Annotated in this window: 24 protein-coding genes; 11 read left to right on the top strand and 13 right to left on the bottom strand. The window is 73.4% G+C overall.

Annotated elements, in window-relative coordinates:
• Together EAD89_RS18715 and EAD89_RS18710 are read left to right on the top strand one after the other, a co-directional pair.
• Positions 1 to 402, top strand: a 402-nt coding sequence (locus EAD89_RS18715; protein ID WP_121676646.1) for a hypothetical protein, incomplete at its 5' end; no start/stop codon positions are given.
• Positions 403 to 676: 274 nt separating this feature from the next.
• Positions 677 to 940 (top strand): DUF6244 family protein, encoded by a 264-nt coding sequence (locus EAD89_RS18710; RefSeq protein WP_121657199.1) that lies wholly within the window; start codon positions 677 to 679, stop codon positions 938 to 940.
• 49 nt (positions 941 to 989) lie between these two features.
• Here EAD89_RS18710 and EAD89_RS18705 read toward each other — a convergent pair whose 3' ends face one another.
• From EAD89_RS18705 to EAD89_RS18680, 6 genes are all read right to left on the bottom strand, one after another.
• Positions 990 to 1,769: a MerR family transcriptional regulator gene (locus EAD89_RS18705; RefSeq protein ID WP_121676645.1), complete on the bottom strand. Its 780-nt coding sequence runs from the start codon at positions 1,767 to 1,769 to the stop codon at positions 990 to 992.
• A 44-nt stretch (positions 1,770 to 1,813) separates the two neighbouring features.
• Positions 1,814 to 2,575, bottom strand: a complete 762-nt coding sequence (locus EAD89_RS18700; RefSeq protein WP_121676644.1) for an ABC transporter permease — start codon at positions 2,573 to 2,575, stop codon at positions 1,814 to 1,816.
• On the bottom strand, positions 2,572 to 3,369 hold the full coding sequence (locus EAD89_RS18695) for an ABC transporter ATP-binding protein (protein ID WP_233578815.1): 798 nt from the start codon (positions 3,367 to 3,369) through the stop codon (positions 2,572 to 2,574). Before EAD89_RS18695 ends, EAD89_RS18700 begins: the two co-directional genes overlap by 4 nt.
• A gap of 97 nt (positions 3,370 to 3,466) precedes the next feature.
• Entirely contained in the window at positions 3,467 to 3,937 is a 471-nt protein-coding gene (locus EAD89_RS18690) for a nitroreductase family deazaflavin-dependent oxidoreductase (protein ID WP_121676642.1), read from the bottom strand.
• Between the two features lie 51 nt (positions 3,938 to 3,988).
• Positions 3,989 to 4,966 (bottom strand): SEC-C domain-containing protein, encoded by a 978-nt coding sequence (locus tag EAD89_RS18685; protein ID WP_121676641.1) that lies wholly within the window; start codon positions 4,964 to 4,966, stop codon positions 3,989 to 3,991.
• A gap of 103 nt (positions 4,967 to 5,069) precedes the next feature.
• On the bottom strand, positions 5,070 to 6,536 hold the full coding sequence (locus EAD89_RS18680; protein ID WP_121676640.1) for an MFS transporter: 1,467 nt from the start codon (positions 6,534 to 6,536) through the stop codon (positions 5,070 to 5,072).
• Between the two features lie 215 nt (positions 6,537 to 6,751).
• On the opposite strand from EAD89_RS18680, the gene EAD89_RS18675 reads away from it, so the two are divergent.
• On the top strand, positions 6,752 to 7,333 hold the full coding sequence (locus EAD89_RS18675) for a TetR/AcrR family transcriptional regulator (RefSeq protein WP_199733554.1): 582 nt from the start codon (positions 6,752 to 6,754) through the stop codon (positions 7,331 to 7,333).
• 4 nt (positions 7,334 to 7,337) lie between these two features.
• Here the strand turns inward: EAD89_RS18675 and EAD89_RS18670 are convergent, their stop codons facing one another.
• Positions 7,338 to 8,693 (bottom strand): pentapeptide repeat-containing protein, encoded by a 1,356-nt coding sequence (locus EAD89_RS18670; protein WP_147458832.1) that lies wholly within the window; start codon positions 8,691 to 8,693, stop codon positions 7,338 to 7,340.
• Between the two features lie 234 nt (positions 8,694 to 8,927).
• Between EAD89_RS18670 and EAD89_RS18665 the strand changes: the two genes are divergently transcribed.
• Positions 8,928 to 9,710, top strand: a complete 783-nt coding sequence (locus EAD89_RS18665) for an alpha/beta fold hydrolase (protein WP_121676637.1) — start codon at positions 8,928 to 8,930, stop codon at positions 9,708 to 9,710.
• Positions 9,711 to 9,768: 58 nt separating this feature from the next.
• Here the strand turns inward: EAD89_RS18665 and EAD89_RS18660 are convergent, their stop codons facing one another.
• Positions 9,769 to 10,641, bottom strand: a complete 873-nt coding sequence (locus EAD89_RS18660) for an aldo/keto reductase (RefSeq protein ID WP_121652141.1) — start codon at positions 10,639 to 10,641, stop codon at positions 9,769 to 9,771.
• Between the two features lie 230 nt (positions 10,642 to 10,871).
• Here EAD89_RS18660 and EAD89_RS18655 point away from each other — a divergent pair, with 230 nt between their 5' ends.
• Complete coding sequence (locus tag EAD89_RS18655; protein WP_121676636.1) at positions 10,872 to 14,816, top strand: CHAT domain-containing protein; 3,945 nt, start codon at positions 10,872 to 10,874, stop codon at positions 14,814 to 14,816.
• 25 nt (positions 14,817 to 14,841) lie between these two features.
• Here EAD89_RS18655 and EAD89_RS18650 read toward each other — a convergent pair whose 3' ends face one another.
• Together EAD89_RS18650 and EAD89_RS18645 are read right to left on the bottom strand one after the other, a co-directional pair.
• Positions 14,842 to 15,333 (bottom strand): hypothetical protein, encoded by a 492-nt coding sequence (locus EAD89_RS18650; protein WP_121676635.1) that lies wholly within the window; start codon positions 15,331 to 15,333, stop codon positions 14,842 to 14,844.
• Positions 15,330 to 15,653, bottom strand: coding sequence for a hypothetical protein (locus EAD89_RS18645; RefSeq protein WP_121676634.1), 324 nt, complete (start codon positions 15,651 to 15,653; stop codon positions 15,330 to 15,332). The genes EAD89_RS18650 and EAD89_RS18645 overlap by 4 nt, the downstream gene beginning before the upstream one ends.
• A 263-nt stretch (positions 15,654 to 15,916) precedes the next feature.
• Between EAD89_RS18645 and EAD89_RS18640 the strand changes: the two genes are divergently transcribed.
• The 4 genes from EAD89_RS18640 (at position 15,917) to EAD89_RS18625 (ending at position 20,326) form a co-directional block, all read left to right on the top strand.
• Positions 15,917 to 16,282: a YciI family protein gene (locus tag EAD89_RS18640; RefSeq protein WP_121676633.1), complete on the top strand. Its 366-nt coding sequence runs from the start codon at positions 15,917 to 15,919 to the stop codon at positions 16,280 to 16,282.
• Positions 16,283 to 16,414: 132 nt separating this feature from the next.
• Positions 16,415 to 17,797: an FAD-binding oxidoreductase gene (locus EAD89_RS18635; protein WP_158610756.1), complete on the top strand. Its 1,383-nt coding sequence runs from the start codon at positions 16,415 to 16,417 to the stop codon at positions 17,795 to 17,797.
• Between the two features lie 199 nt (positions 17,798 to 17,996).
• Entirely contained in the window at positions 17,997 to 19,445 is a 1,449-nt protein-coding gene (gene pyk / locus EAD89_RS18630) for a pyruvate kinase (RefSeq protein ID WP_121655266.1), read from the top strand.
• Positions 19,442 to 20,326 carry an acyl-CoA thioesterase II gene (locus EAD89_RS18625; protein WP_121676631.1) on the top strand — a complete coding sequence of 295 codons (885 nt, stop codon included), beginning with the start codon at positions 19,442 to 19,444 and terminating at the stop codon, positions 20,324 to 20,326. The genes pyk and EAD89_RS18625 overlap by 4 nt, the downstream gene beginning before the upstream one ends.
• 105 nt (positions 20,327 to 20,431) lie before the next feature.
• Here EAD89_RS18625 and EAD89_RS18620 read toward each other — a convergent pair whose 3' ends face one another.
• Positions 20,432 to 21,100, bottom strand: a complete 669-nt coding sequence (locus tag EAD89_RS18620; RefSeq protein WP_121676630.1) for a YceI family protein — start codon at positions 21,098 to 21,100, stop codon at positions 20,432 to 20,434.
• Positions 21,101 to 21,370: 270 nt separating this feature from the next.
• Between EAD89_RS18620 and EAD89_RS18615 the strand changes: the two genes are divergently transcribed.
• Both EAD89_RS18615 and EAD89_RS18610 read left to right on the top strand, forming a co-directional pair.
• Positions 21,371 to 21,835, top strand: a complete 465-nt coding sequence (locus tag EAD89_RS18615) for an Rrf2 family transcriptional regulator (protein ID WP_121655269.1) — start codon at positions 21,371 to 21,373, stop codon at positions 21,833 to 21,835.
• 101 nt (positions 21,836 to 21,936) lie between these two features.
• Positions 21,937 to 22,899 carry a sulfite exporter TauE/SafE family protein gene (locus tag EAD89_RS18610; protein WP_121676629.1) on the top strand — a complete coding sequence of 321 codons (963 nt, stop codon included), beginning with the start codon at positions 21,937 to 21,939 and terminating at the stop codon, positions 22,897 to 22,899.
• Positions 22,900 to 23,197: 298 nt separating this feature from the next.
• Here EAD89_RS18610 and EAD89_RS18605 read toward each other — a convergent pair whose 3' ends face one another.
• Together EAD89_RS18605 and EAD89_RS31080 are read right to left on the bottom strand one after the other, a co-directional pair.
• Positions 23,198 to 24,634, bottom strand: coding sequence for a pyridoxal-dependent decarboxylase (locus tag EAD89_RS18605; RefSeq protein ID WP_233578813.1), 1,437 nt, complete (start codon positions 24,632 to 24,634; stop codon positions 23,198 to 23,200).
• A 106-nt stretch (positions 24,635 to 24,740) separates the two neighbouring features.
• Positions 24,741 to 24,963 (bottom strand): hypothetical protein (locus tag EAD89_RS31080; protein WP_233578811.1); only part of this gene is annotated, 223 nt, incomplete at its 5' end.

Raw genomic sequence — 24,963 nt, 5'->3', positions numbered from 1 at the left:
GAGCTGGAGCTGGCCCGGCGGATGGCCGACGAGGCCGACCGGCACGGACACCAGGCGGAGCTGCTGGCCCAGCGGCCGGCGCTGCTGCCCACCTGGTCGCCGCTGGCCCGCGCGGTCGCCGTCTACGCCGGGTGCGGGGCAGCCGCCGGAGTGCTCATGCTGGCCCTGGTGCTCGCCTCCGGGGTCGGCCTGGTCGACGGGTTCACCCTCGGCGCGTGGATCTGCGCCGGGCTGCCCGCGCTGGCGTTCTTCGGCGGGTACCTGGTGCTCGGCCGGTGGGGTCGGCCCGCCATGGTGGCCGGCACCCCGCCGCGCTACCTGCCGCTCGGGTTCCTGATCTGCTTCCTGCTGGTCCCGGTCGCCTACTGCGGCTACCTGCTGCTGGTCCGCGGCCTGCGCTGAGCCCTGCCGGCCCGCCCAGCTGCCTCCGGGGGAAGTGGCCGGTTGCTGCGGCGAATTGGCCTCAGGCCAGGCCGTCTCGGGCATGATCCACTCGGTATCGCTGATATCGGGGTGTTCGGGCCGGCGGGATACCGCGATATCGGCGATGTCGTGTCGATCTTGAGCCTGCCGAGCGAGTGGGCGGTCGCGCTGGGTGCGGGGATCTCGTACTCTCCCTTGTGGTCTCCGCCGGTGCGGTGGCGGACGTGATGGTCGAGCAATGGGGGAGGCGCTCGTGAGCGCGGCACAGATCATCGCGAGGCTGGCGGCGGCGTCGCAGAAGCTGGACGAGGCGAAGGCCAAGACCGCAGCGGCGGCGCAGGACGCGGCCGAGGCGCGGGCGCTCGTCGCCGGTGCGTTGGAGGGCGTGGCCGCCGGCCCGCTGATCGGCATGATCGATGCGTACCGTCAGGCCCTCGCGCAGGCGTCGCAGGGTGGCGACCCGGCGAAGCAGCACGTTCAGGAGACGATCGCCAAGGTCCGCGCGCTGGGAAACTGACCACGGGTGGTGGCAGCGCAACCCCGCCGAGAGCTGGCGAAGCGGCGGATTAGGCGGGCGACTCCGGCAGGCGCTCCATCCGGTTCCAGCCCGCCCAGCCACGCTCGCGCATCAGGTCCTGCAACCGCACCAACCGCGGGTCGGCCTCAAGGGCGAGCGCATCCAGCAGGTCGTGCGGTAGATCGTCGTAGGCCTCCTCGCCGAGGTTGATCGCGCCGTAGGCGTATGCCTGCTCGGCCAGACAGGCCATGAGGTCGGCGGCTTCCTCCAGGCGCGGGTCGTCGCGTACGTCACTGTCGAAGATGTCGGACAGCACCCGATAGAGCCGGACGACCCGCGGGTCGTCGAGCTGTGCGATCTTCCCGGGCATGAACTCGTGGATGCGGTCGGGCCAGCCGGCCGCGACCAGGATCCAGCCGTCCCGTTCACCCTCCACGACCCGCTCGGACGTTCCGATCTCCCGAAGCCGGTCGAGATAGGAGACCACCTCCGGTGGGAGTGCCAGACTGTCGCCGGCAGTGAGCTGCGCGATCTGCTCGCGGCTGGTCTCCAGCCGTTCGATCTCCTCGCGCAGGTCGCGGTCGATTTTCCGAACCGCTTCGGCGAAGGTCGCGGCGTCGGCGTCGAGCAGTCGACCGATCTGGGACAGCGGCACGCCGGCGTTGGCGAGGGTGCGGATCCTGATGAGGGACACGACGGCCGCTGCGCCGTACCGCCGGTAACCCGAAGCGTCCCGCTCCGGTTCGGGAAGTAGCCCGATCTGGTGATAGTGCCGCACCGCCCGCACCGTGACGCCGGCATACGCCGCCAGTTGACCGATCGTCAGCATGCTCTGATCCTGCCCCCACCCGCCCGGATCCGGTCGACGCCGGCTCAGGAGATCCGGCGACGGTAGGTGATGTCGGCGAACACGTAGGCGACGACGAGGATGCCGCCGCACCAGGCGAGGGCGGTCCAGATGTCGCTGTCCACCGGCTGCTGGGTGAACAGGTCTCGAAGCGCGTTGACGATGGAGGTCACCGGCTGGTGCTCGGCGAAGGCGCGTACCGGGCCGGGCATGGTTTCGGTGGGTACGAAGGCCGAGCTGATGAACGGCAGGAAGATGAGCGGGTAGGAGAACGCGCTCGCGCCGTCCACGGACTTCGCGGTGAGTCCGGGGACCACGGCGATCCAGGTCAGCGCCAGGGTGAACAGGACCAGAATGCCGGCGACCGCGAGCCACCCCAGCAGGCCCGCCCCGGTGCGGAAGCCCATCAGGAGGGCGACGAGGACGACGACCACGAGCGAGGTCAGGTTGGCGACCAGCGAGGTGAGGACGTGCGCCCACAGCACGGAGGATCGTGCGATCGGCATGGACTGGAACCGTTCGAAGATGCCGCCCTGCATGTCCAGGAAGAGCCGGAAGGCGGTGTAGGAGATGCCCGAGGCGATCGTGATGACCAGGATGCCGGGCAGCAGGTAGTTCACGTACGAGTCGGACCCGGTCTGGATCGCGCCGCCGAAGACGTAGACGAAGAGCAGCATGAACGCGATCGGCATGATCGCGGTGGTGATGATGGTGTCCGGGCTGCGGGAGATGTGGCGCAGCGAACGGCCCAGGAGGACGGCGGTGTCGCCGAGGAAGTGCTTGGTCATCGTTGTTCCTTGTCCGTTCGGGCGCCGACGAGGGTGAGGAAGACGTCCTCAAGGGTTGGCTGCTTCTCGACGTACTCGACCTCGGCGGGTGGGAGGAGCTGCCGGAGCTCGTGGAGGGTGCCGTTCACGATGATCCGGCCCTCGTGGAGGATCGCGATCCGGTCGGCGAGCTGCTCGGCCTCGTCGAGGTACTGGGTCGTGAGCAGCACCGTCGTGCCGCCCTCGGCGAGTTCCTTGACGGCCTGCCACACCTCGATGCGCGCCTCCGGGTCCAGCCCGGTGGTCGGCTCGTCGAGGAAGACGACCGGCGGGTTCCCGATGAGGCTCATCGCGATGTCCAGACGGCGGCGCATGCCACCGGAGTACGTCGCCACCCTCCGGCTGGCCGCGTCGGTCAGCGAGAAACGCCTCAGGAGGTCGTCCGCGATCGTGCCCGGGTTCCGGAGGTGTCGCAGCCTGGCGACCAGGACGAGGTTCTCCCGCCCGCTGAGGATCTCGTCGACCGCCGCGAACTGCCCGGTGAGACTGATGGACTCGCGGACGTCGGCGGCCTGTGTCGCGACATCGAAGCCGTTGACCCGGGCGGTCCCGGTGTCGGCCCTGAGCAGCGTGGACAGGATCTTCACGACGGTGGTCTTGCCCGCTCCGTTGGAGCCGAGCAGGGCGAAGATGCTGCCGCGCGCCACGTCGATGTCCACGCCGCGCAGCACCTTCAAGTTCTTGAACGACTTCTCCAGGCCGTGCACGTGTATCGCGGGGTGCGCGACCTGATCGGTTGGTGGCGGGATGCTCATGCCGGTCAGCATGGAGGGTTGACGTAGCGTCAAGGTCAAGCCCGCGGAGCAGATCGGCTCTGGCGGTCACCACCGCCCTCGGTGAAGCCGGCAGAGCTCAGTCCGCTGCGGAAGCCGGTGCGCCCGGAGGGCGTTCGATGACGACCACGGGGATCTCGCGGTCGGTGCCCTTCTGGTAGCGGGCGTACGTCGGGAAGACCGCCGTCATGACCGGCCACAGCCGGGCCCGTTCCTCGGCGGTCGCCGTCCGGGCCCGTGCGGCGAACCGCTCCGCACCGACCTGGACCTCCACGGCCGGGTCGGCGCTCAGGTTCAGGTACCAGGCGGGGTGCTTGACCGCGCCGCCGTTGGACGCCACCAGCAGGTAGGTGTCGCCGTCGCGGCCGTAGATCAGCGCCGTGCGCCGCAGCTTGCCCGACCGGCGGCCCCGCGTGGTGAGCAGCAGGGCGGGGTAGCCGTGGTACGTCCCGCCCTCGGCGCCGTCGCTCTCCACGTAGCGCCGGATGTGGGTGGCGACCCAACCGACCGGACTGTCCTCGATGGTCTCGTGCTGCTCCGCTGCCGTCACGCGACGAGCCTAGCCGCGCGGCCCTCCACCGGGTGGCCCCGGAAAACCTGCTCAGCTGCGCGAGCGCGGCAGGCAGCACTTCTTGTACTTGCTACCCGAGCCGCACCAGCAGGCGTCGTTGCGCCCGGGCGGCCAGGCGGTCACGCCGGCCTCGTCGAGGCTGTCGGCGTACTCGTCGAGGGTTTCCTCGTCGATGGGGTCATCGCCGGCGAAGGCCGCCAGACCGGCGACGGTGCCGGCGACCACGCCCAGGTCCGCGCCGCCCAGCGAGGCGGCGTTGGCCAGCGCGCCTTCGATCTGGGCGCGGTGCTCGTCCCAGGTCGCGGGGAAGTCGTCGGCCAGCGCGGGCCAGCGCGCCAGCAGCGCCTCGAACTCCGCCCGCGGCCAGAACAGCAGCGTCGCCGGGCCGTCGTCCAGCGCGTCGAGCGCGTGGTCGCTCGCCGCGCGGAGCCGGTCGGCGAGGTTGTCGTAGTCGTCGTGCGGCAGGCCCATGTCCTCGCGGAGGTCGTGCCGCCGCTGGGCCAGCCCGTAGGTCATGGCGGCGGCCTCGTCCTGCGCGTCCTCGGACTCGTGCTGCTGGGTCCGGGTCCGTTCCAGGATCGCGTCGAGCGCCGCGGTGAGCCACTCCAGCGCCGTGTCGGTGCGGCCGGCGTCCGCCAGGTCGTCGATCAGGTACGTGGCGTCGGGATCGGTCTCCAGCAGCGGGCGCAGGACGGTCAGCTCGGCCAGGCCCTCGTCCTCGCGGCCGAGGCGCAGCAGCAGCCCGCCGCGCTTCGATCGGGCGTACGGGTCGTCCTCCGGCTGCTCGGCGATGGCGCGGGTGGTCAGCGTGAGGGCGTCGGCCAGGTCGCCCGCCTGCACCAGGATGTCCGCGGCGACCAGCAGCGCGTAGCCGGTGTCGTCGGGATCGGCGACCCGCCCCTCGTCGACGGCGCCGACAAGCTCGGCGACGAGCGCGGCCGGGTCCGGGCTCTTGGCGCCCAGGGCGCCGAGCTCGTCGATGCGGTCGGCGGTCAGCAATTCGGACATGGGCGCATCCTGAAGACGACGGACGGTGGACGGGGGAGCGGCCAGCGTACTCCCGAACAGGCCGCAGCCCGGGCGGCGAACCGCCCGGGCTGCGACACGGACCTCAGCGGGTCGACGGCAGGGTGGCGAACTCGCCGGCTAGCTCCGACTCGACGATCGTCGCGGTGGACGGCCGGCGACCGGCCGACGCCCGCCGGGCGGACGGGACGGCCAGGGCCGCGAGCGCGGCCGCCAGGGCGATCGCGGTGAGGACGAGAAACCCGGTCGTGAAGCCCGCTTCCCGGGGCAGGCCGTTGGCCTGCGGGTGGGCGGTGATCACGCCGCTGACCACGGCGGCGCCGATCGCGCCGCCGATGGTGCGGATGTTGGCGTTCATGCCGGTGGCCACGCCGGTCTGGCTGGCCGGCACGCTGCCCACGATGAGGTTCGCCATCGAGGCGAAGGCCAGGCCGATGCCGAGGCCGACCAGGCCGCCGGCGAGCGCGACCTCCCAGCGGGTGTCGTGCGCGGCGGCCAGCATCGCGGAGGCGGCCACGTTGAACGCGGCGCCGGTGGCGAGCTGCGCCTTGGCGCTGAAGACGGACTGGAGCCGGCCGGCGATCAGGCCCGCCACGAACATCGCGACCAGCATCGGCAGCATGAGCAGGCCCGCCTGGCTGATGCTGGCGCCGAAGCCGTAGCCGGCGACGGTGGGGGTCTGCACGAACTGCGGGAGGAACGCGTACACGGAGAACATCGACGCGCCGTAGAGCAGGGCGACCAGGTTGGTGGTCCAGACGCCGGGCAGGCGCATCATCCGCATGTCGATCAGCGGGTTGGACGAGCGCACCTCGGCGACCAGCCAGCCGACGAGCAGCACCACGGCGAGCGCCAGCAGGCCGAGCACCCGGGGAGAGGTCCAGCCCCAGGCCGCGCCCTGGCTGATCGGCAGCAGCAGCGCGACCAGCCAGCCGGAGAGCAACAGGGTGGCACGCCAGTCGATCCGTCCGGGGGTACGCACGGGCGACTCGGGCACGAAGAGGTACGCGGCGACGGCGGTCAGCCCGACCACGACCATCGGGATCCAGAACAGCCACCGGTAGTCCAGCGTGCTGACGATCGGGCCGGCCAGCACGACACCGAGGCCACCGCCGACGGCGACGATCGCCGAGATGGCGGCGACGGCGCCGGAGACCCGCGCGGCGGGGAACTCGTCGCGGATGATGCCGAACGACAGCGGGAAGACGGCGCCGCCGATGCCCTGCACGACGCGGGCGATGATGAGGACGCCGATGTTCGGCGCGATGGCCGCCAGCAGGCAGCCGAGGGCGAGTGCGGCGAGCGAGACGACCAGCGTCCGCTCCTTGCCGACCATGTCCCCGACGCGGCCGAGGATCGGCGTGAAGATCGACGCGGAGAGCAGGTAGGCGGTCAGAACCCAGGTCACGGTGTTCTGCGAGGTGTGCAGGTCCTGCTGGATGGTCGGCAGCACCGGGGTGATCAGCGACTGGAGCATCGCGAAGAACCCGGCGCCGGCCGCGAGCACGGTGAAGGTGAGCCGACGCGAGCTGCGTCGGGATGTCACTGCCACGAGAGAAAACTCCCTGATTGCGGTCGGAAGGAGGTTTGTGACCCGCCGTGTGGAGGCGGGTTGGCTGTCGGGACCGGGCGATCGGGTGGCCAGGCGGATCGGGCGGTCCCGAGGTAAGCTAACCGGAGGCAGGCCTCCGGGATTCCGGAGGGGTGCCTCCACTAAGCTAGCGGAGGGGTGCCTCCGGATGCAACCAGGGTGAGGTGACGCACGTCATGAGCAGCGCGGGGCAGGCGCCCGAGGTGTTCGCCCGGCGGCCGAAGCGGGCCGACGCGCGGCGCAACTACGACGCCCTCATCGCCGCCGCCCGCGACGCGTTCGCCGAGCACGGCGCCGCCGCCTCCCTGGAGGATGTGGCCCGGCGAGCCGGGGTGGGCATCGGCACGCTCTACCGCAACTTCCCGAGCCGCCGGCACCTCTTCGAGGCCGTCTACGTCGAGGAGGTGCGGGCCCTGAGCCGGTCCGCCGCGGACCTGGCCGAGCTGCCCCCGTGGGACGCCCTCGTCGCCTGGCTGCACCGCTTCGTCGCGTACGTCGCCACCAAGCGGGCGCTCGCCGAGGAGTTGCTGCACGACTCCGAGATCTTCCGGAGCTGCCGGACGGAGATCTACGCCGCCGGGGAGCCGCTGATGAACCGCGCCCAGGCGGCCGGCGAGGTCCGCGACGACATCGGCTTCGACGACGTCGTGCGATTGATCAGTGGGCTCACGATGGCCCAGTTCCCGGCGCCCGAGCAGCGTGACCGGGTGCTCGGCGTCGCCCTGGACGGGCTGCGCCCGCCGGCCGCCGCCCGCTGACCGCTCAACCGTCGACGAGCAGCAGCCACTGGTCGTCGAGCTGCTTGACGACCGTGCCCGCCGGCCAGCGGTGACCAAGGTCGACCACCGCCCGCGCCTGCTCGACCTGCGGTGGCCGGCTGAACTGGACGTCGCGGAAGCTGGCCATGCTGTGGAATCGGGCCCGACCGAAGTTCGCGGCGTCGGTGAAGCGGGCGCCGTCGAACAGCGCCTCCGCGCCGAACGTCGTCCAGCGGAACAGCGCCATGTTCGTGAAACGAACCGAGCGGAAGCTGGCCGACCCGCCGAACTCGGTGTGCTCCATCGACAGGGCGCCGAGGAACTCGGCCTCCCGGAACGAGGCGGCGTCCTCGAACCGGGTCGCGTCGAAGCTGGTCGGCTGGCCGAAGGTCGCCCGACGAAATGAGGTGGGGCCGGCGAAGCTGGACCGCCGGCAGGACAGGCCGTCGAACGCGGCACCCTCGAAGCTGGCCGACCCGCCGAACCGGGCGCCGTCCAGCACGACCTCCCCGTCGGCGCTGAGGTCGTCGAAGACCACGTCACCGAAGACCGCCGCCCCGAACAGCAGCGGCCCTCGCGCGCTCGCGCCCGCGAAGCTGGTCGTGCCGGTAAACACCGCACGCGTGAAGTCCGCGTCGACCAGCGTGCAGCCGGTGGCGTCGAAGTCGACGAGCGCGGCGCCGGTCAGGTCCAGCACGACGCCCGGCCAGTGGCCCGCGTCGTCCGCGCGCAGGTGCCGGGTCAGGACCCGCTGCGCGCTGCGCCGGACCTCCGTCTCGCGCGGCTCGTCGTCCGGCGCCGGCATCCGCAGGTACGCGCAGAGCACCGCCACGATCGTCGGGCGCTGCGCCGGATTGTCCTGACCGAGACGCTCCAGCGCGTGCAGCCCGCCGAGGCGTACCGCCGCGCTGTCGTTGCCGAGCAGCTCGACCGCCCGGGTGTAGAGCTCGGTCAGCCGACGCTCGGCCGCGTCGTGCTCGGCTGCCCCGGACTGCCGGTCCTGGTGCCGTTGCGCGGCCTCGGCCACCGACTCGGCGTGCGCCTGCACCCTGTCGCGGTGCGCCTGGTCCAGGGCGGCGACGCTCTCCTGGTGCCGCTGCGCGCGTTCGGCGATCCACTGCCGGCGGGCGGCCAGCAGGAGCGCCAACCCGCCGCCGGTGCCGGCGACCACGGTCAGGCCGGTGCGGATCGCGTCGATGCGCAGCGTGGCGCGGGTGTCCGGCTGGCTGGCCCGGTCGGCCTCGGTGAGCAGCAGGTCCAGTACGAGCCAGCCGAGGGCTGCGGCGACCAGCAGGCCGACCAGGACCAGCCACCACGGCATCACCCGGAGCCGGCGCTCGGTGGGTTCGTCAGCGGCCACGGCCACAGCATGCCATCCGCCGTCGCGGCGCGGGGTGCGCGCGGCCGGGGGGAGCGTCCGATGTGGAGCGATGGCGATATGCCGGTTTGCGCCTCCGTCGGAACAACGGGTTACCGGCGCGTAACAAGTCATTGACGTTTCCAAATTGTTGCGCGCATCATCGTCGCACGGTCGACCGGACACCCCCACCCACCTGCCCGGTTCGCCGGGTGCCTCCCCCCGGGAGGTGCAGCCATGCTGCTCCGAAAGACCGTCCTCGTCCTGTCCCTCGCCACCGCCGCCGTGCTCGCGTCCACCGCCACGGCGACCGCCGCCCCCGCCGCGCCCGTGGCCGCCCCCGTACAAGTGGCCGCCGCGGCCGCCAACCCGGTCATCGTGGTCGGCGGGCTCAGCGGCATCGCCGTCGCGTACGAGCCGATCGCCGCCCGGCTCCGTGGCGACGGCTACCGGACCTTCATCTACCAACTGCCCGGCCTGGGCCTCGGGGACATCCCCGCCTCCGCCCGCGCGTTCGCCGGCTACGTCAACCAGGTACGCGCCAGCACCGGCGCGGCGACCGTGGACGTGGTCGCCCACTCCGAGGGTGGCCTCGTCGCCCGCTACTACCTCAAGCGGCTCGGTGGCACCGCCACCGTCGGCCGGTACGTCAGCCTGGGCTCGCCGCAGTACGGCACCTACGTGGCGAACATCCTGGCGTTCCTCGGCCTCGGCAGCTGCGCCGGCATCGTGGCCTGCCAGCAGATGACCATCGGCTCCGCCTTCCTCGCCGACCTCAACGCCGGCGACGACACCCCGGGTTCGGTGCGCTACACCACCATCCGCACCCTCCAGGACGAGCTGGTCCGGCCGACCGGGAACGCCGCCGTCAACGACGGTGCGACCAACGTGCTGATCCAGGCGTACTGCCCCGTGCGGGTGGTCGGGCACCTCGGACTGGTGCTCGACGGCACCGCGTACACCATCGTGCGGGGCGCCCTCGTCGACGGCCCGGTGCGACCCAACTGCCTCGCCCTCTGAACGGCCCGCGCGGGTGGTCCGGGCCCGGACCACCCGCGCCGGGCGCGGTCGAGGCCGCTCAGGTCGCCTTGGCCAGCGCCTCGAACTCGTCGTCGGTGAGCTGCACCTCCGCGGCGGCCACGTTCTCCTCCAGGTGCGCCACCGAGGACGTGCCGGGGATCGGCAGCATCACCGGCGACCGGCGCAGCAGCCAGGCCAGCGCGAGCTGCGCCGGCGACGCGCTGTGCGCGGCGGCGATCGTGTCCAGCGGCCCGCCGGGGCGCGCCAGCTCACCGGTGGCGATCGGGAACCACGGAATGAACGCGAGGTCGTTGCGCTCGCAGTACTCCAGCACGTCCTCGGCGCTGCGGTTGGCGAGGTTGTACAGGTTCTGCACGGAGACGATCGAGGTGATCGCGCGGGACTCCTCGATCTGCGCGACCGTCACCTCGGACAGGCCGATGTGCCGGATCTTGCCCTCCTGCTGCAACAGCGCCAGCTCGCCCAGCTGATCGGCGAGCGGCACCTGCGGGTCGATCCGGTGCAGCTGGTAGAGCGGAATCGTGTCCAGGCCGAGGTGACGCAGGCTCAGCTCACACTGCTGGCGCAGGTACTCCGGGCGGCCCACCACGCGCCAGTCGCCCGGCCCGGCCCGGGTGAAGCCACCCTTCGTCGCGATGACCAGGTCGTCGGCGTACGGGTGCAGAGCCTCGCGGATCAGCAGCTCGGAGACGAACGGGCCGTACGAGTCGGCGGTGTCGATGAACGTCACGCCCAGCTCGACCGCCCGGCGCAGCACCCGGACCGCCTCGGCGGGGTCCTTCGGGTCACCCCAGACGCCCGGCCCGGTGAGCTGCATCGCCCCGTAGCCGAGACGGTCGACGGCGAGGTCGCCGCCGATCCGGTAGCTGCCGGAAGCCTTCGCGGGTTGCTTGCTGACGTCGGTCGCCATACGCGGTTCCCCAATCGTGTCGTCGTGGCGGGAACGAGAGCAGCCCGCCACCCAACTGATGATCCCCCGAACAGCGACGTCCTATCCCCGGCGCGCCGGCCCGCCTGCTGTGGGCGCGGACACGGTGGCCGCACGACAGATCCGGTTTGTTCCCCTCCTGCCGCTGGCGCGTCCCGTGTCCGGTCTGCTACGCCTGATCCCAGTCGGTGCGGCCGACCGGGGGAGGCGCGATGTGGCGACGGTTCAGGTCCGACCCGGTGGGTCGGCTGCGGGAGCGGCTGGACCGTTTCGGCGCCACGACGGACCCCCGGGCGGTGCTCGACTCCGGCGCCATCCGCGACGCCGAGGCGGTCATCGAGTTCGTGACCGCCACACCCACCGACGGGCCGCTGCCGGGACCGGTCGCCGAGGGCTTCTTCCTCCTGGCCTGCCTGCACTGGTACCGCTACCAGCTGCTGCCGTCCGGCGAGGACGCCGACGACCTCGTCCAGGCGGTCAGGCTCACCGAGTTCCTGCTGCGCTTCGCCCCGGAACGGGTGCCGCCGTCGCTGCTGGCCATGCTGCACACACACCGACCGCCGCCGGACTCCGGCCGGGTCCCCGGACCGCGGGTTCCCGGCGGGCGTACGGCCGGTCCGGCCGAGGGCGAGGCCGGCGCGCTGTTCGTCGAGGCCGTCATGCTGATGGCCGCCGCGGAGAACAACCGTGACTACCGGGGTGCCGACCAGGCTGCGACGCTGCTGCGCCGGGCGGTGGACGGCACGCCCGCGGGCGTGCCGGAGCGGCTGCACTACCTGTCCGCCCTCGGCAAGGTGCACCGCGACCAGTTCCAGCACCTCGGCCGGCGGCGCGCGCTGCCGTCGGCGATCGAGGCGCACCGGGAGAGCCTGGAGTCGACCCCGGCCGGCGATCCGGAACGTGCGGTCCGGCTGTTCAACCTCGGCAACGTGCTCGGCGACCGGTACGACGTCGACGGCGCCCCGGCCGGCCTGGACGAATCGATCATGCTGCTCCGGGACGCGTCCCGAGCCACCGGCGGCAGCGCCCCGGTGCGCGCCATGGCGCTGGCCAACCTCGGGCAGCGGCTGCGCGACCGGTGGCGTCTGCGGGGCCGGCCGTCCGACCTCGACGAGGCGGTCGACTCGTTCGCCGCCGCCCGAGCCGCCGGCGACCCGCGCGTCGCCGCGCTGCACGGCACGGCGCTCGCCGAACGGTTCCTGCGCGACCGGGCGCCCGCCGACCGGGACGTGGCGATCGAGGCGTACCGGTCGGCGTTGACCGGGTTCGGTGGCCTCGAACCGGAGCTGGCCGGCACTGCACAGACCGGCCTGGCGAGCCTGCTCGCCGAGCGGCACGAGACCGACGGCGATCCGGCCGACCTCGACGCGGCGATCGAGGCGTACCGGTCGGCGGCCGGATCCCGGTCGGCGCACGGTGGGCCGGATCCGGACGAGCTGCGGCGGAGCCTCGGCGGCCTGCTGGTGACCCGGTACGAGCTGCGGCGGGGGATCGACGACATCACCGAGGCGGTGCGGCTGCTGCGCGAGGGCGCCGACGCCCGGGAACCGGCCCGCCGGGCCCGCCGGCTCGCGGAACTCGCGTACGCGCTGGGCCGGGGGTACGCCGACCTCGGCGGGGTGGACGCGCTGCGGGCCGCCCGGGACGCGCTGACCGAGGCGGAGTCGTTGCTTCCCCGCGCCGACCCGCTGCGCCATCAGGTGCTCAACAACCTGGGCAACACCCTGCGCGAACTGTCCGACCTGGCGGGGGAGCCGGCGCTGCTGGAGCCGGCCGCCGTGGCACTGCGGGCCGCGGTCGCGGCCGCGCCCGACGCCGCCGCGCTGCCCACGTACCGTTCGAACCTGGGCCTGGTGTTGCAGTCCCTGTTCACCTCGACCCAGGACCTGGCCACCCTGACCGAGGCGATCGCGGTGCTGGCGCAGGTGATCGAGACCGCGCCGCCGGGGCACCCGGACCGGCTGCCGGCGCTGCACAACTACGGCTCGGCGTTGAACCGTCGGGTGGAGCTGGCCGTGGACGGCGCGCTGCCCACCGGCGGCCAGGCCGCCGACGACATCACGGCCGCCGCCGCCCGGGACGCCGACGCCGCGGTGACCGCGCTGCGCGAGGCGGCCGAACTGGCCGAACGGGAGGCCGAGCCGACCGAGTACCTGCGGACGCTCGGCACCCTCGCCCTGGCCCACCTGCTGCGGCACCGCCTGAGCGACGACCCGGCGGGGCTGAACGAGGCGGTCCGGCTCCTTCAACTGCTCCGCGACCGCGAGCCGTTGGCCGGCGCGGACCGACACCGGATCCACACCAACCTCGGCAACGCGCTGCTGATGCGCTACCGGGCCCACCGCGACGAAGCGGACGCCACCGCGATGCTGGTGGCCCACCGGGCGGCGGTCGACGCGCTGCCCGCCGAGCATCCCGCCCGCACCATGTGCCTGAGCAACCTGGCCACCGCCCTGGAGGCGGTCGCCACCCCCGCCGCGCTCGCCGAGGCGACCGCCGCCCTGCGCGCCGCTGCCGCGGTGGAGTCCGCGCCGTCGCTGCTCCGATCGGCGGCGGCGAGCCGGTACGCGGAGCACGCCGCCGCGGCCGGCGACCTGCCGGCCGCGCTCGACGGGTACGCCACCGCGATCGAGCTGATCGACCTGGTGGCCTGGCACGGCATGGACACCGACGACCAGGCCCGTCTGCTCGGGCTGTTCCCCGGGCTGGCCAGTGCCGCGGCGGCGGTCGCCATCGCCGTCGACCGTCCGGAACGTGCCGTCGAGCTGCTCGAGTACGGTCGTGGCGTCCTGCTGACCCGGGCCCACGACGCGGGCGCCGACCTGGCCGCCCTGCGCGCGCAGTCGCCCCGGCTGGCGGACCGGCTCGCCGACCTCCAGACCGCCCTCGACGGTTTCACCGCGCTCGAAGCCACCGGCCCGGACGGCCCGAGCGGCCGTGCCGAGCAGCGGTACGACCTCGCCATGCGCCGCCGGGAACTGCTCGCGGAGATCCGCGCCCGGCCCGGGTTCGCGGACTTCCTCCGCCCGCCATCGTTCGCCACCCTGGCCCGGGCCGCTGTCGACGGCCCGGTGGTGCTGGTCAACGTGGCCGTGCGACGCTGCGACGCGCTGGTGGTCGCCGACGGCCGGGTCACCGTGGTCCCGCTGCCCGAGCTGACCCTGGCCGAGCTGGTCACCCGGACGGCGGGCTTCCTGACCGCGATCGCGGTGCTCACCGGGGCGGCGGACCCGGACGCCCCGGAGCCGCAGGCGCAGCGTCGCCGGCTGGCGGCCCGGACCGACGTCGGCCAGACGCTGGACTGGCTGTGGCGGGTCGTCACCGCACCGGTGCTCGACGTGGCCGCGCCGGCGCCGACCGCCTCATCCGGTGCGGAGCCCGCCGCCGAAGCGGACTGGCCACGCCTGTGGTGGTGCCCGACCGGGCTGCTCACCCTGCTGCCGTTGCACGCGGCCGGCCCGCTCGACGGCGGCGACGGGGTGCTGGACCGGGTGGTGCCGTCGTACACCGCCTCGCTGCGGGCGTTGGCGCACGCCCGGCGCGGCGTGCCGGCCCGACCCGAGCCGGTCGACTCGGCGCTGGTCGTCGGCATGCCGCAGACCCCCGGCCTCGCCGACCTGCCCGGTGTCGCGCGGGAGGACGAGATCGTCCGACGGCACCTGCCACGGGTCCGCTCGCTTCTCGGCCCGGCGGCCACCCCGGCGGCCGTGCTCGCCGCGCTGCCCGACCAGCCGGTCGCCCACCTGTCCTGCCACGGCACGCAGGACCTGCGCGCCCCGGCGTGGGGGCGCCTCACGCTGGCCGGCGGCCCGCTGCACGTCCGGGACCTGTGGCGGCCCGCCGGCCGGCCGGGCGCGCTGGCGGTCCTGTCCGCCTGCGAGACGGTGCGCGGCGGCGCGGCTCTGCCCGACGAGGCGCTCACCCTCGGCACCGCATTCCAGCTCGCCGGGTTCCGGCACGTCATCGGCGCGCTCTGGTCCATCTCGGACGCGCTGACCGTACGGCTCTGCGCCGACCTGTACGACGGCCTGGCGGTGCCCGGCGGGATCGCGCCGGACCGGGCGGCCCGCGCCCTGCACCGGTCGGTCCGCCGGCTCCGCGCCGCCCTGCCCGACCGGCCCGACACCTGGGCCGGCTACGCCCACCTCGGCCCCTGACGCCCCGGTCAGGAAGGGTTTCTGCTCACCGCTCAGTGGTGGAGGCGGCGGGCGGGTCGGGGTCGGCCGGCGCGTACCAGGTCACCCCGACCGCGGCGACCAGCAGTGCGGTGCAGAGCAGCACCAGCCGCACCCCGGTCCGCAGCGACCGGACCGCCGCCATCGCCTCCACGTGGTCGCCGAGCGGGGCCGGTGGGAGCGCCGCCACCGGGGTCACCGCCAACCTGCCGTGCGCCGCGCGCAGCAGCGCCAGCGCCCCCGCCACCCCCGCGGCCAGCGCGGCGAGCAGCAGGACGCCGACCAGCGCGCCCCAGTGCGGCGCCAGCGTGCTGACGTCGGTGCGGCCCCGGATCAGGCTGAAGCCGACCAGTGCCACCAGCAGGCCACCGAGGCCGTTGCGCCACGCCACCGCCGCCGCGCGGACCCGCTCCAGCTCACCGCGCAGCAGCCCGGCCAGCTGCTGCGCGCGGTGCAGGTCGGCGACGGTCGCGGGCGGCCCGGGGCGCAGCCGGATCACGCCTCGACCTCCAGCCGCAGCGTCCAGTACGCGCCGCAGCCGCGCAGCCCGGCGGGGCGCGAAGGATGGTCGGCCTCGCACTCGCAGAGCACCGTCCGGTAGCCCGGGTCCGGTTCGGCCGCCGGGGCGGCCTCCCGCCGGTACAGCTCGTCGATCACCGTGCTGGTCGTCGCGTGGTCGCACCGCGGGCATCGTCCGCTGAGCAGCACCGCGAACTCGAACTCCCGCACCGTGAAGCCCGCCGCGGCCCGCGCCGCGTACGCCTCGTCGGTCACCTCGACGTACGGCAGCGGGCCCGCCGTCGGTTCGTCGTCGCGCATCCCGACCTCCCGCTTTTCGCCCGGACCGTCCACGGTAGCCGGTCGCGGCCTCCGGGTCAGCCGACGTGTCGGGGGACCGCCGGCACCCGGTCGGACCGCACGCCGATCCTGGTGCGGCGGCTGGCACCGCTGGCCCGACCGGGGCCAGTTGGGCGGAGCGAGCGATGCGACCGCCGTCGCCGTGCGACGCTGGGCGCGTGCCGGCGACGCCGGTTCGGGCAGCCGGGCCGGTCCGCTCCGGCGCGACGGCGGAGGGAGCACCCATGGCGGGAGTGCCGCAGGTCGACTTCGCGCTCGACACGTACGAGTGCATCGTGATCTATCCCGGCCCGGCCGGACGGGCGCTGCCCAACGAGACCGTGCAGCGGTTGCAGGCCGAGCACACCGAGCACATGCAGGCGTTGCAGCAGCGCGGCATCATCCTGGTCGCCGGCTCGATCGACGGGACGACCAGCAATCCGGAGCCGCCGATCGGCTTCGGGCTGGCCCGCACCGGCAGCGTCGAGGACGTGCGCAGCGTGCTGGAGGCCGACCCGGCGGTGCAGGCCGGGCTCTACCGGGTGGACGTGCTGACCTTCCTCTGCCCGGCCGGGTCGTTGGAGTTTCCGCTGGCCAAGACCGAGAGCTGACCGGCCGGTCCATCGGCGGTTGTCGTGATGGTGACGGCGATCGGACGCCCCCCGGTGCTACGGTCGCGCCCAGCGAGGACCGCCGTCGGGGCGCACCCGGCGCCACCGGCCGGCCCCGGTCGAGGAGTCGCCGTGAGCTCCGCCGCCACCCCTGATGTCGCGTCCGCCACCGCCCGTCTGCGCGCCCTGCTCGGTGACCGGCTCCACGAGCCGGGAGATCCGGCGTTCGCTGCCGCGACCCGCCTGTGGAACGCCGCCGTGGACCGCGCGCCCGCGCTGGTCGCCCGCTGCCTGGACGCCGACGAGGTGGCCGGCGCGGTCCGCATCGCCGCCCGGTGCCACCTGCCGCTCTCGGTCCGCTCCGGCGGGCACGACTGGGCCGGCCGGGCGCTGCGCGACGGCGGACTGGTGCTCGACCTGACCGGCCTGCGCGCGGTCCACGTCGACCCGGACACGGCCACGGTGACCGTGGCCGGCGGCGCCACCGCAGCCGACCTGCTCGCCGCCGCCCGCCCGTACGACCTGGTGGTGCCCACCGGCGTGGTCCGGGACGTGGGGATGGCCGGGCTCACCCTCGCCGGCGGGTACGGCCCGCTCTGCGGCCGGTTCGGCCTGGCCCTGGACAACCTGCTCGGCGCCGAGGTGGTCCTCGCCGACGGCCGCCGGGTCACCGCCGACCCCCGGCACGACGCCGAGCTGTACTGGGCCCTGCGCGGCGGCGGCGGCAACTTCGGCGTGGTCACCGAGTTGCGCTACCGCGCGCACCGGCTGCCCGCCGTGCTCGCCGGCATGATCATGTTCGCGCTGGCGGAGGCGCCGGCCGTGCTGCGGGGCTACGCCGCGCTGCTCGCCGAGGCCCCGGACGAGCTGACCGTGATGGCCGGCTTCCTGCCCGGCCCCGCCGGCGAGCCGGTGGTCTTCCTCTGCCCGTTCTACAGCGGCGACGACCTGGACGCCGGACAGCCGTGGGTGGACCGGCTGCGGGCGCTGGGCGTCCCGCTGGTCGACCAGATCGGCCCCCTGGCGTACGCGGACGCGCTGCGGATGTTCGACGGCGGGATGGTGGACGGCAACCACTACCTGCTGCGGACCCGCTGGCTGCCCGCGCTCACCGGCGACGCCGTGGACGCGCTGGTCGACGCCGCCCGGCAGGTCAGCTCGCCGTTCTCCGCGCTGGCCCTGCACCACTTCCACGGCGCGGCCAGCCGGGTGCGGCTCGCCGACACGGCGTTCGGTCTGCGCGACGATCACCTGTTGACCGAGGTGATCGCGGTCTGGGCGCCGGGTGGGCTGGTCGGGCCGCACCGGGACTGGGCCGAGCGCACCTCGGCGGCGCTCGCCCCGCACGCCCTGCCCGGCGGCTACCCGAACCTGCTCGCCCCGCGGGAGACCGACCGCGTCCGGCTGGCCTACGGCGCGAACTGGGAGCGGCTGCGCCGCGCGAAGCGCCGTTACGACCCCCGTGACCTGCTCACCGCCGTGCCCACCCTGCCGCCGTCGGAGCGTTCCGGGTGAGCCGCCGCCGGGAGCACCCGGACGGTGCACGCCGGCGGAGGCGTACGATTCCCGGCGCGCGGTCGCCGTTGCCCGTCGCCACAACGTTCCCGGTGCGGTTCCGCCCGCCGGCCCGACGCGCACCGCGCGTCGTTGGACAATTGTTCCGCTGCCTGCAAGGGGTCGGCCCCGAGTCCGACCTGAAGGAGAGACTAGCCTGATGGGCGTGACACGCCGCGCGAAGATCGTCTGCACTCTTGGTCCCGCCACCTCGTCCCCGGAGCGCATCCGGGGTCTCGTCGAGGCCGGCATGAACGTGGCGAGGCTCAACTTCAGCCACGGCAGCCACGCTGACCACGAGGCGGTCTACCGCCTGGTCCGGGAGGCGTCCGAGGCGGCCGGTAAGCCGGTGGCCGTCCTCGCCGACCTTCAGGGTCCCAAGATCCGGCTCGGCCGGTTCGCCGACGGGCCGCACGAGTGGCGCACCGGCGACTCGGTCGTGATCACCGGCGACGACATCGTCGGCACCAGGGAGCGGGTCTCCTGCACCTACCGCAAGCTGCCGCAGGAGGTGAAGCCCGGTGACCGGCTGCTGATCGACGACGGCCGCGTCGCCGTCGAGGTCACCGACGTAACCGGCAACGACATCCGCTGCCTGGTCACCGAGGGCGGGCCGGTCTCCAACAACAAGGGCGTCTCGCTGCCCAACGTGGCGGTCAGCGTGCCCGCCATGTCGGAGAAGGACGCCGAGGACCTGCGCTTCTCCCTGGGGCTCGGGGTCGACCTGGTCGCCCTCTCGTTCGTCCGCTCGGCGGAGGACATCAAGCTCGTGCACGGCATCATGGCCGAGGAGGGCGTGTTCCGCCCGGTGCTGGCCAAGGTCGAGAAGCCGGAGGCGGTGGACCACCTGGAGGCCATCGTGCTGGCCTTCGACGGTGTCATGGTGGCCCGCGGCGACCTCGGCGTGGAGATGCCGCTGGACGAGGTCCCGCTGGTGCAGAAGCGGGCCGTGCAGCTGTGCCGGGAGAACGCCAAGCCGGTCATCGTGGCCACCCAGATGCTCGACTCCATGATCGAGAATTCGCGACCCACCCGGGCGGAGGCCTCCGACGTGGCCAACGCGGTGCTCGACGGCGCGGACGCGGTGATGCTCTCCGGCGAGACCAGCGTCGGCAAGTATCCGGTGCTGACCGTCAGCACCATGGCCAAGATCGTGACGACCACGGAGGCCGGCTCGATCGGCGTGCCCCGCCTCCAGCACGACCCCCGTACGCACGGCGGCGCGCTCACCGTGGCCGCCTCGTCGATCGCCCGGGCCATCAACGCCAAGGCGCTCGTCGCCTTCTCGCAGACCGGTGACACCGTCCGGCGGCTCTCCCGGCTGCACTGCGACCTTCCGCTGCTGGCCTTCACCCCGGTCCCCGAGGTGCGCAGCCAGCTCGCCCTGACCTGGGGCGTGGAGACCTTCCTGATGCCGTTCGTGGAGCACACCGACGACATGTTCCGCCAGGTCGACCAGGCGCTGCTCGGCCTCAACCGGGCCAACCCCGGCGACTACGTGGTGATCGTGGCGGGCAGCCCGCCCGGCACCCCCGGCTCGACCAACACGCTGCGCGTCCACCAGCTCGGGTCGCTCGTCGACGCGGCGTCGGCGCGGGCGCTGCAGTGAGCGACGGCCGGGTCGCGGTCGGCCAGGCCGCGGTGGACCAGCTGCTGGAGGTCCTGGACCTCGACCCGACCGGGGAGATGACCTTCCGGGGGATGAGCCCGCCGGTCGGCCCGCAGCGGGTGTACGGCGGTCAGGTCGCCGGCCAGGCGCTGGTCGCCGCCGGCCGCACGGTCAACCCGGAGCGGTTCGTGCACTCGCTGCACGGCTACTTCGTCCGCCCCGGCGACCCGGTCGAGCCGATCGAGTACCAGGTGGAGAACATCCGCGACGGCCGGTCCTTCTCGGTCCGCCGCGCGGTCGCGCTCCAGCACGACAAGCCGATCTTCTTCATGTCGGCGTCCTTCCAGCGGGCCGAGGAGGGGCTGGACCACCAGGCGCCGGCCCCGCCGGACGTGCCCGCCCCGCAGGACGTGCCGACGATGACCGACCGGCTGTCCCGCTACCCCGAGCGGCTGGGCATCTGGGGTCAGATCCCGCGCCCGATCGACGTGCGTTACGTCGGCGAGCCCGGCTGGGTCCGTCCCGGCGACCGGCCCGCCGACCCCCACCAGCGGGTCTGGATGCGCATCGACGGCAAGCTGCCGGACGATCCGCTGCTGCACGCCTGCGCGCTCACCTACGCCTCGGACCTCACCCTGCTGGATTCGGTGCTCTCCGTGCACGGCGAGGTGTGGGGGCCGGGCGGGGTGGTCGGCGCGAGCCTCGATCACGCGCTCTGGTTCCACCGGCCGTTCCGGGCCGACGAGTGGTTCCTCTACGACTGCTGGAGCCCGTCGGCGTCCGGTGCCCGCGGGCTGGCCACCGGCCGGATGTTCACCACCGACGGCCGGCAGATCGCCAGCGCCGTGCAGGAGGGTCTGCTGCGCCGCGTCGGCGCCTGAGGCTGTCGGTCATCCCCGCCGGGCGCGCACCTGAGCACAGGGTGCGTCCGGGCGGGGACGACGGGTCCGGCCGCGCTCCGTCACCGCTGACGAGCGCGGGGCGGGTCAGGGCTGGTGGATGCCCTCGCCGGCGATCTCGATCTGGACGGTCTTTCCGACCAGAACCCCGCCACTTTCCAGCGCGACATTCCAGAGCAGGCCGTAGTCCTCGCGGTTGATTTCCGCCGTGGCGCTGAATCCGAAGATGTTCTGTCCGTACGGATCGCGACGAGCGCCACCAAAATTCACCTGAAGGTCGACCGCCCGGGTGATCCCCTTCACCGTCAACTCACCGGTGAGCACGAATCGTCCGGGTGCCGGGTCCGGCTGCGGCGGAAGATTGTGACTTCTGCCTCGTCCGGCGAGTCGATTTCTGCGCAGTCGGGCCCAGTAGAAGATGGGATCGTCGTTGCCCTGCCACCTGATACCCGTGCTTCGATATTCGAGGGTGGGATAACGTTCCACGTCGAGGAAGTCGGCACTCTTCAGGTGCGTGTCCCGGTCGGCGCTCCCGGTGGTGATGCTCGCGGTCTCGATGGTCGCGGTCACCGAGGAGAGCAGCGGGTCCTCCGCCACGAAGATCTGCGCGGTCGCCTCGGCGAATTCACCCCGCACCGGGCTGACCATCATGTGCCGGGACAGGAAACCGATCCGCTTGTGCGCCTGATCGAGACGATAGGTGCCGGCGGCCGGGATGGTCATGCCATCCCAGGTGCGTGTCGCGATATCGGTCATCGTGTGCCTTCCCCCCGAGTCGGACCCGGGTGTTTATCAATGTGCCGATGGAGCCCGCGCAAACGGTCCGACAGTCGTACTCCCCGCCCAGCATAAGGACGCTTCGGAACAGCTTTTCGGGGCCTACCGTACGGCGGATCATGACGCACTTCACGCGCCCTCAAATGCCTTCCGGCGCCGACCCGGGCAGGCGGGCTTTTCGTCGATGCGTGGCCGATCGGCCGAGGGCCGCCCGACCGGGCGGCTGACCAGCGGGCTAACCTTGCCGACATGCGTCTCTCCGCCCGGGTCGACTACGCCCTCCGCGCGGCTGTCGAGCTCGCCGCGTCGGCCAGCGGTCCCGGGCGGGGCCGGCCGGTCACGGCCGACCAGATCGCCCGGGCGCAGGAGATCCCGCCGAAGTTTCTGGAGAGCATCCTGCTCCAGCTGCGCCGGGGCGGCATCGTGCACGCCCAGCGGGGCCCGGAGGGCGGCTACTGGCTGGCCCGCCCGGCCGAGGAGATTTCCCTCGCGGAGGTGATCCGGGTGATCGACGGGCCGCTCGCGCACGTACGCGGACAGCGGCCGGAGACGCTCGGCTACCACGGTCCGGCTCACGCGCTCCAGGAGGTCTGGATCGCGCTGCGGGCCAGTGAGCGGCAGATCCTGGAGCTGGTCAGCGTCGGCGACGTGGCGGCGAACGCGCTGCCCGCCCGGGTCACCGAGCTGGCCGCCGACCCGCGCGCCTGGATCTGACCGCCGGCGTCCCATCCACCGATCGGGCACTTGACCCGGGCCGCCCCGTGCCGCATTGTCGACCAAGTCGATAGGAGATGGCGAAAAGTCAGGGGGCGCTCGTGCGCAAGCTGCTGGTCCTCGCTCTGGTCGGGCTCGCCGCGCAACTGATCGACGGCTCGCTCGGCATGGCGTACGGGCTGACGTCGTCCACCCTGCTGCTGGTCGCCGGGGTCGCCCCGGCCGCCGCGTCGGCCTCGGTGCACCTGGCCGAGATCGGCACCACGCTCGCCGCCGGGGTGGCGCACTGGCGGTTCGGCAACGTCGACTGGCGGGTGGTGACCCGCATCGCGCTGCCCGGCGCGATCGGCGCGTTCGCCGGCGCCACCCTCCTCAGCTCGATCTCCACCGAGTCGGCCGCGCCGTGGATGGCCGGCATCCTCTTCACGCTCGGCGCGTACCTGCTGGTTCGCTTCGCCCGGCCGCTGCGTACCGACCGGGTCGGTGGGCGGCTGCGCGGGCGTTTCCTCAGCCCGCTCGGCCTGGTCGCCGGCTTCGTCGACGCCACCGGCGGGGGTGGCTGGGGCCCGGTGGCCACTCCGGCGCTGCTGGTCTCCGGCCGCCTGGAGCCGCGCAAGGTGATCGGCTCGGTGGACACCGCCGAGTTCGTCGTGGCCGGCGCGGCCAGCGTCGGCTTCCTGATCGGGTTGGGCAGCGAGGGGTTCCTGCTGCCCACCGTCGCCGCGCTGCTCATCGGTGGGCTCGTCGCGGCTCCGCTGGCCGCGTGGCTGGTGCGCATCGTGCCGGCCCAACTGCTCGGCGCGGCGGTCGGTGGCGTGATCGTGCTGACCAACGCCCGCACCCTGATCCGGTCCGCCGAGCTGGACGGCCCGGTCGGCCCCGCGGTCTACGCCCTGCTGGCCGCGGGTTGGCTGGCCGCGCTGGTGCTGGCGGTGCGGGCCCTGCGCCGTACCCGCCGGGCCCGCGAGGCCGCCGCGAGCGCGGTCGAGGTCTCTCCCGCTCCGTCGGCCGCCGGCACCGCCCCGGCTGAACTGACCGCAACGGGTACGCCCGCCGTCCGCTGAACCCCGCTGCCACCCGCGGTGTCCGCCTCAGCCGCAGCTACCTCTGGTGACCAGCGGTGCGTCCCCATCGGATGCCTGTTCACCCCTTTGCTCTGCTTACCTCCACGCGACACCGCACTGACCTGCGGATTTCCCGGCGGGACGGGCCCAACCCCGGGCACCTCGGTGACCACCGGTAACTGTCGCCTCGGTGTAAGCAGAGCAAAGGCGCGATCCAGGGTGGTCGCGGCGGATGGTGGTCGGGGCGACCGATGGTGAGGCGGCGTCGCCCGCACGGTCGGGCGACCCTGGGCTGGCGTCAGGGCGTGAGCAGATCGCCGGCGGCGGCGGCCAACAGGTCCCACGCCTCGTCGACGTGTCGTTCGGCGGTCTGCGGGGAGCCGACCGCCAGCCGCAGCGTGTACCGGCCGGCCACCCGGGTGTGCGTCAGGTGCACCCGCCCGGTGCCGTTCACCCGGGCCAGCAGCTCGGCGTTGGTGTCGTCGTCGGCGCGCAGCCGGAAGCAGACCAGCGAGAACGGGTGCGCCGCCGCCAGCTCGAACCGGTCGTCGGCGCGGAGCCGGTCGGCGAACCGGGCGGCCAGCGCCACCCCGGAGCGGACGTGCGCGCGTAGTCCCTCGGCGCCGTACCAGCGCAGCACGAACCACAGCTTCAGGGCACGGAACCGCCGGCCCAGCGGCACCTGCCAGTCCCGGTAGTCGATCACCGCGCCGGATTCGGAGGCCGCGTTGCGCAGGAACTCCGGCAGTACGGTCAGCGCCTCGATCAGCTCGCCGCGGTCGGCCACCCAGAACGCGTCGCAGTCGAAGCCGGTGAGCAGCCACTTGTGTGGGTCGAAGCAGTACGAGTCGGCGTACTCCAGGCCGGCGTGCGACCAGCGCAGCTCCGGGCAGACGGCGGCGGCGCCCGCGTACGCGGCGTCCACGTGCAGCCAGATCCCGTACTCGGCGCAGATCGCCCCGATCTCCGGCAGCGGGTCGACGGCGGTGGTGGAGGTGGTGCCGATGGTGGCGACCACGATGGCGGGGATCTCCCCGGCGGCCAGGTCGGCCTCGATCGCGGCGCGCAGCGCGGCCGGCCGTAGTGCCTGGGTCTCCGGGTCCGCCTCGATCGGGCGGACCCCGTCGCTGCCCAGCCCGGCGATCCGCGCCGCCTTCTCGATGGAGGAGTGGCCGTGGACGGAGGTGTACGCGCGGTAGCGCCGGTCGATGCCCGCGGCGCGCCAGCGGCCGCCGCTGGCCCGGTGCAGCGCGGCCAGGGTGGCGACCAGGGTCGCCGAGGAGGCCGAATCCTGGATCACCCCGCCGCCGCTGCCGGTCGAGCGGAACCGCGGCGGGAGGTCCAGCAACTCGGCCAACCAGTCCATCATCACGGTTTCCAGCTCGGTGCAGGCCGGACTGGTGGTCCAGAGCATGCCCTGCACGCCGAGCCCGGAGCTGACCAGGTCGCCGAGCAGGCTCGGGCCGGACGTGTTGGCCGGGAAGTAGCCGAAGAAGCTCGGGTGCTGCCAGTGGGTCAGCCCCGGTACGACGATCGCGTCCAGGTCGGCGAGGACCGCCCCGACCGGCTCGCCGGCGGTGGGCGGGGTGGCTGGCAGGGCGGACGCCACCGTGCCCGGTGGGTCGGCCGGAGTGACCGGACGATGCTCCAGCGTGGCCCAGTAGTCGGCGATCCAGTCGATGACGGCGTGGCCGGCGCGGCGGAACTCGTCGGGGTTCATGTGGGGGGCGCTCACCCGGACGAGTTGATCAGGCATCGTCCGCGGGGGCAAGGGTCGGCCGTGCTCAACGACCACCGAGTCAGCGACAAGTGTCGATGTTGCGGTGTGGAAAGCGCTTGCCCTACGATGCGCCTTGAGCCGGATCCGTGAGTTCCAGGGCGTTCACCCCCGACATCAGATCGCTGTCCGCCACCGTCGTGCCGGACCGTCCACCGTGCCGTCCGGGCAGGGCCGATGGACCGCAGCGGTCACCACCGGATCCCCGGAGGCAGTTCATGCACCCGTCCAGACATCGGTTGATCCTGCTTGCCGGCACGACCGCCGCCGCCGTCGCGGCCGGCGCC

It is taken from the genome of Micromonospora sp. BL4 (genome assembly GCF_003667505.1).
Classification (GTDB): domain Bacteria; phylum Actinomycetota; class Actinomycetes; order Mycobacteriales; family Micromonosporaceae; genus Micromonospora.
The sequence above is the reverse complement of the archived record's forward strand: the minus strand, read 5'-3'. Positions and strand labels throughout refer to the sequence as shown.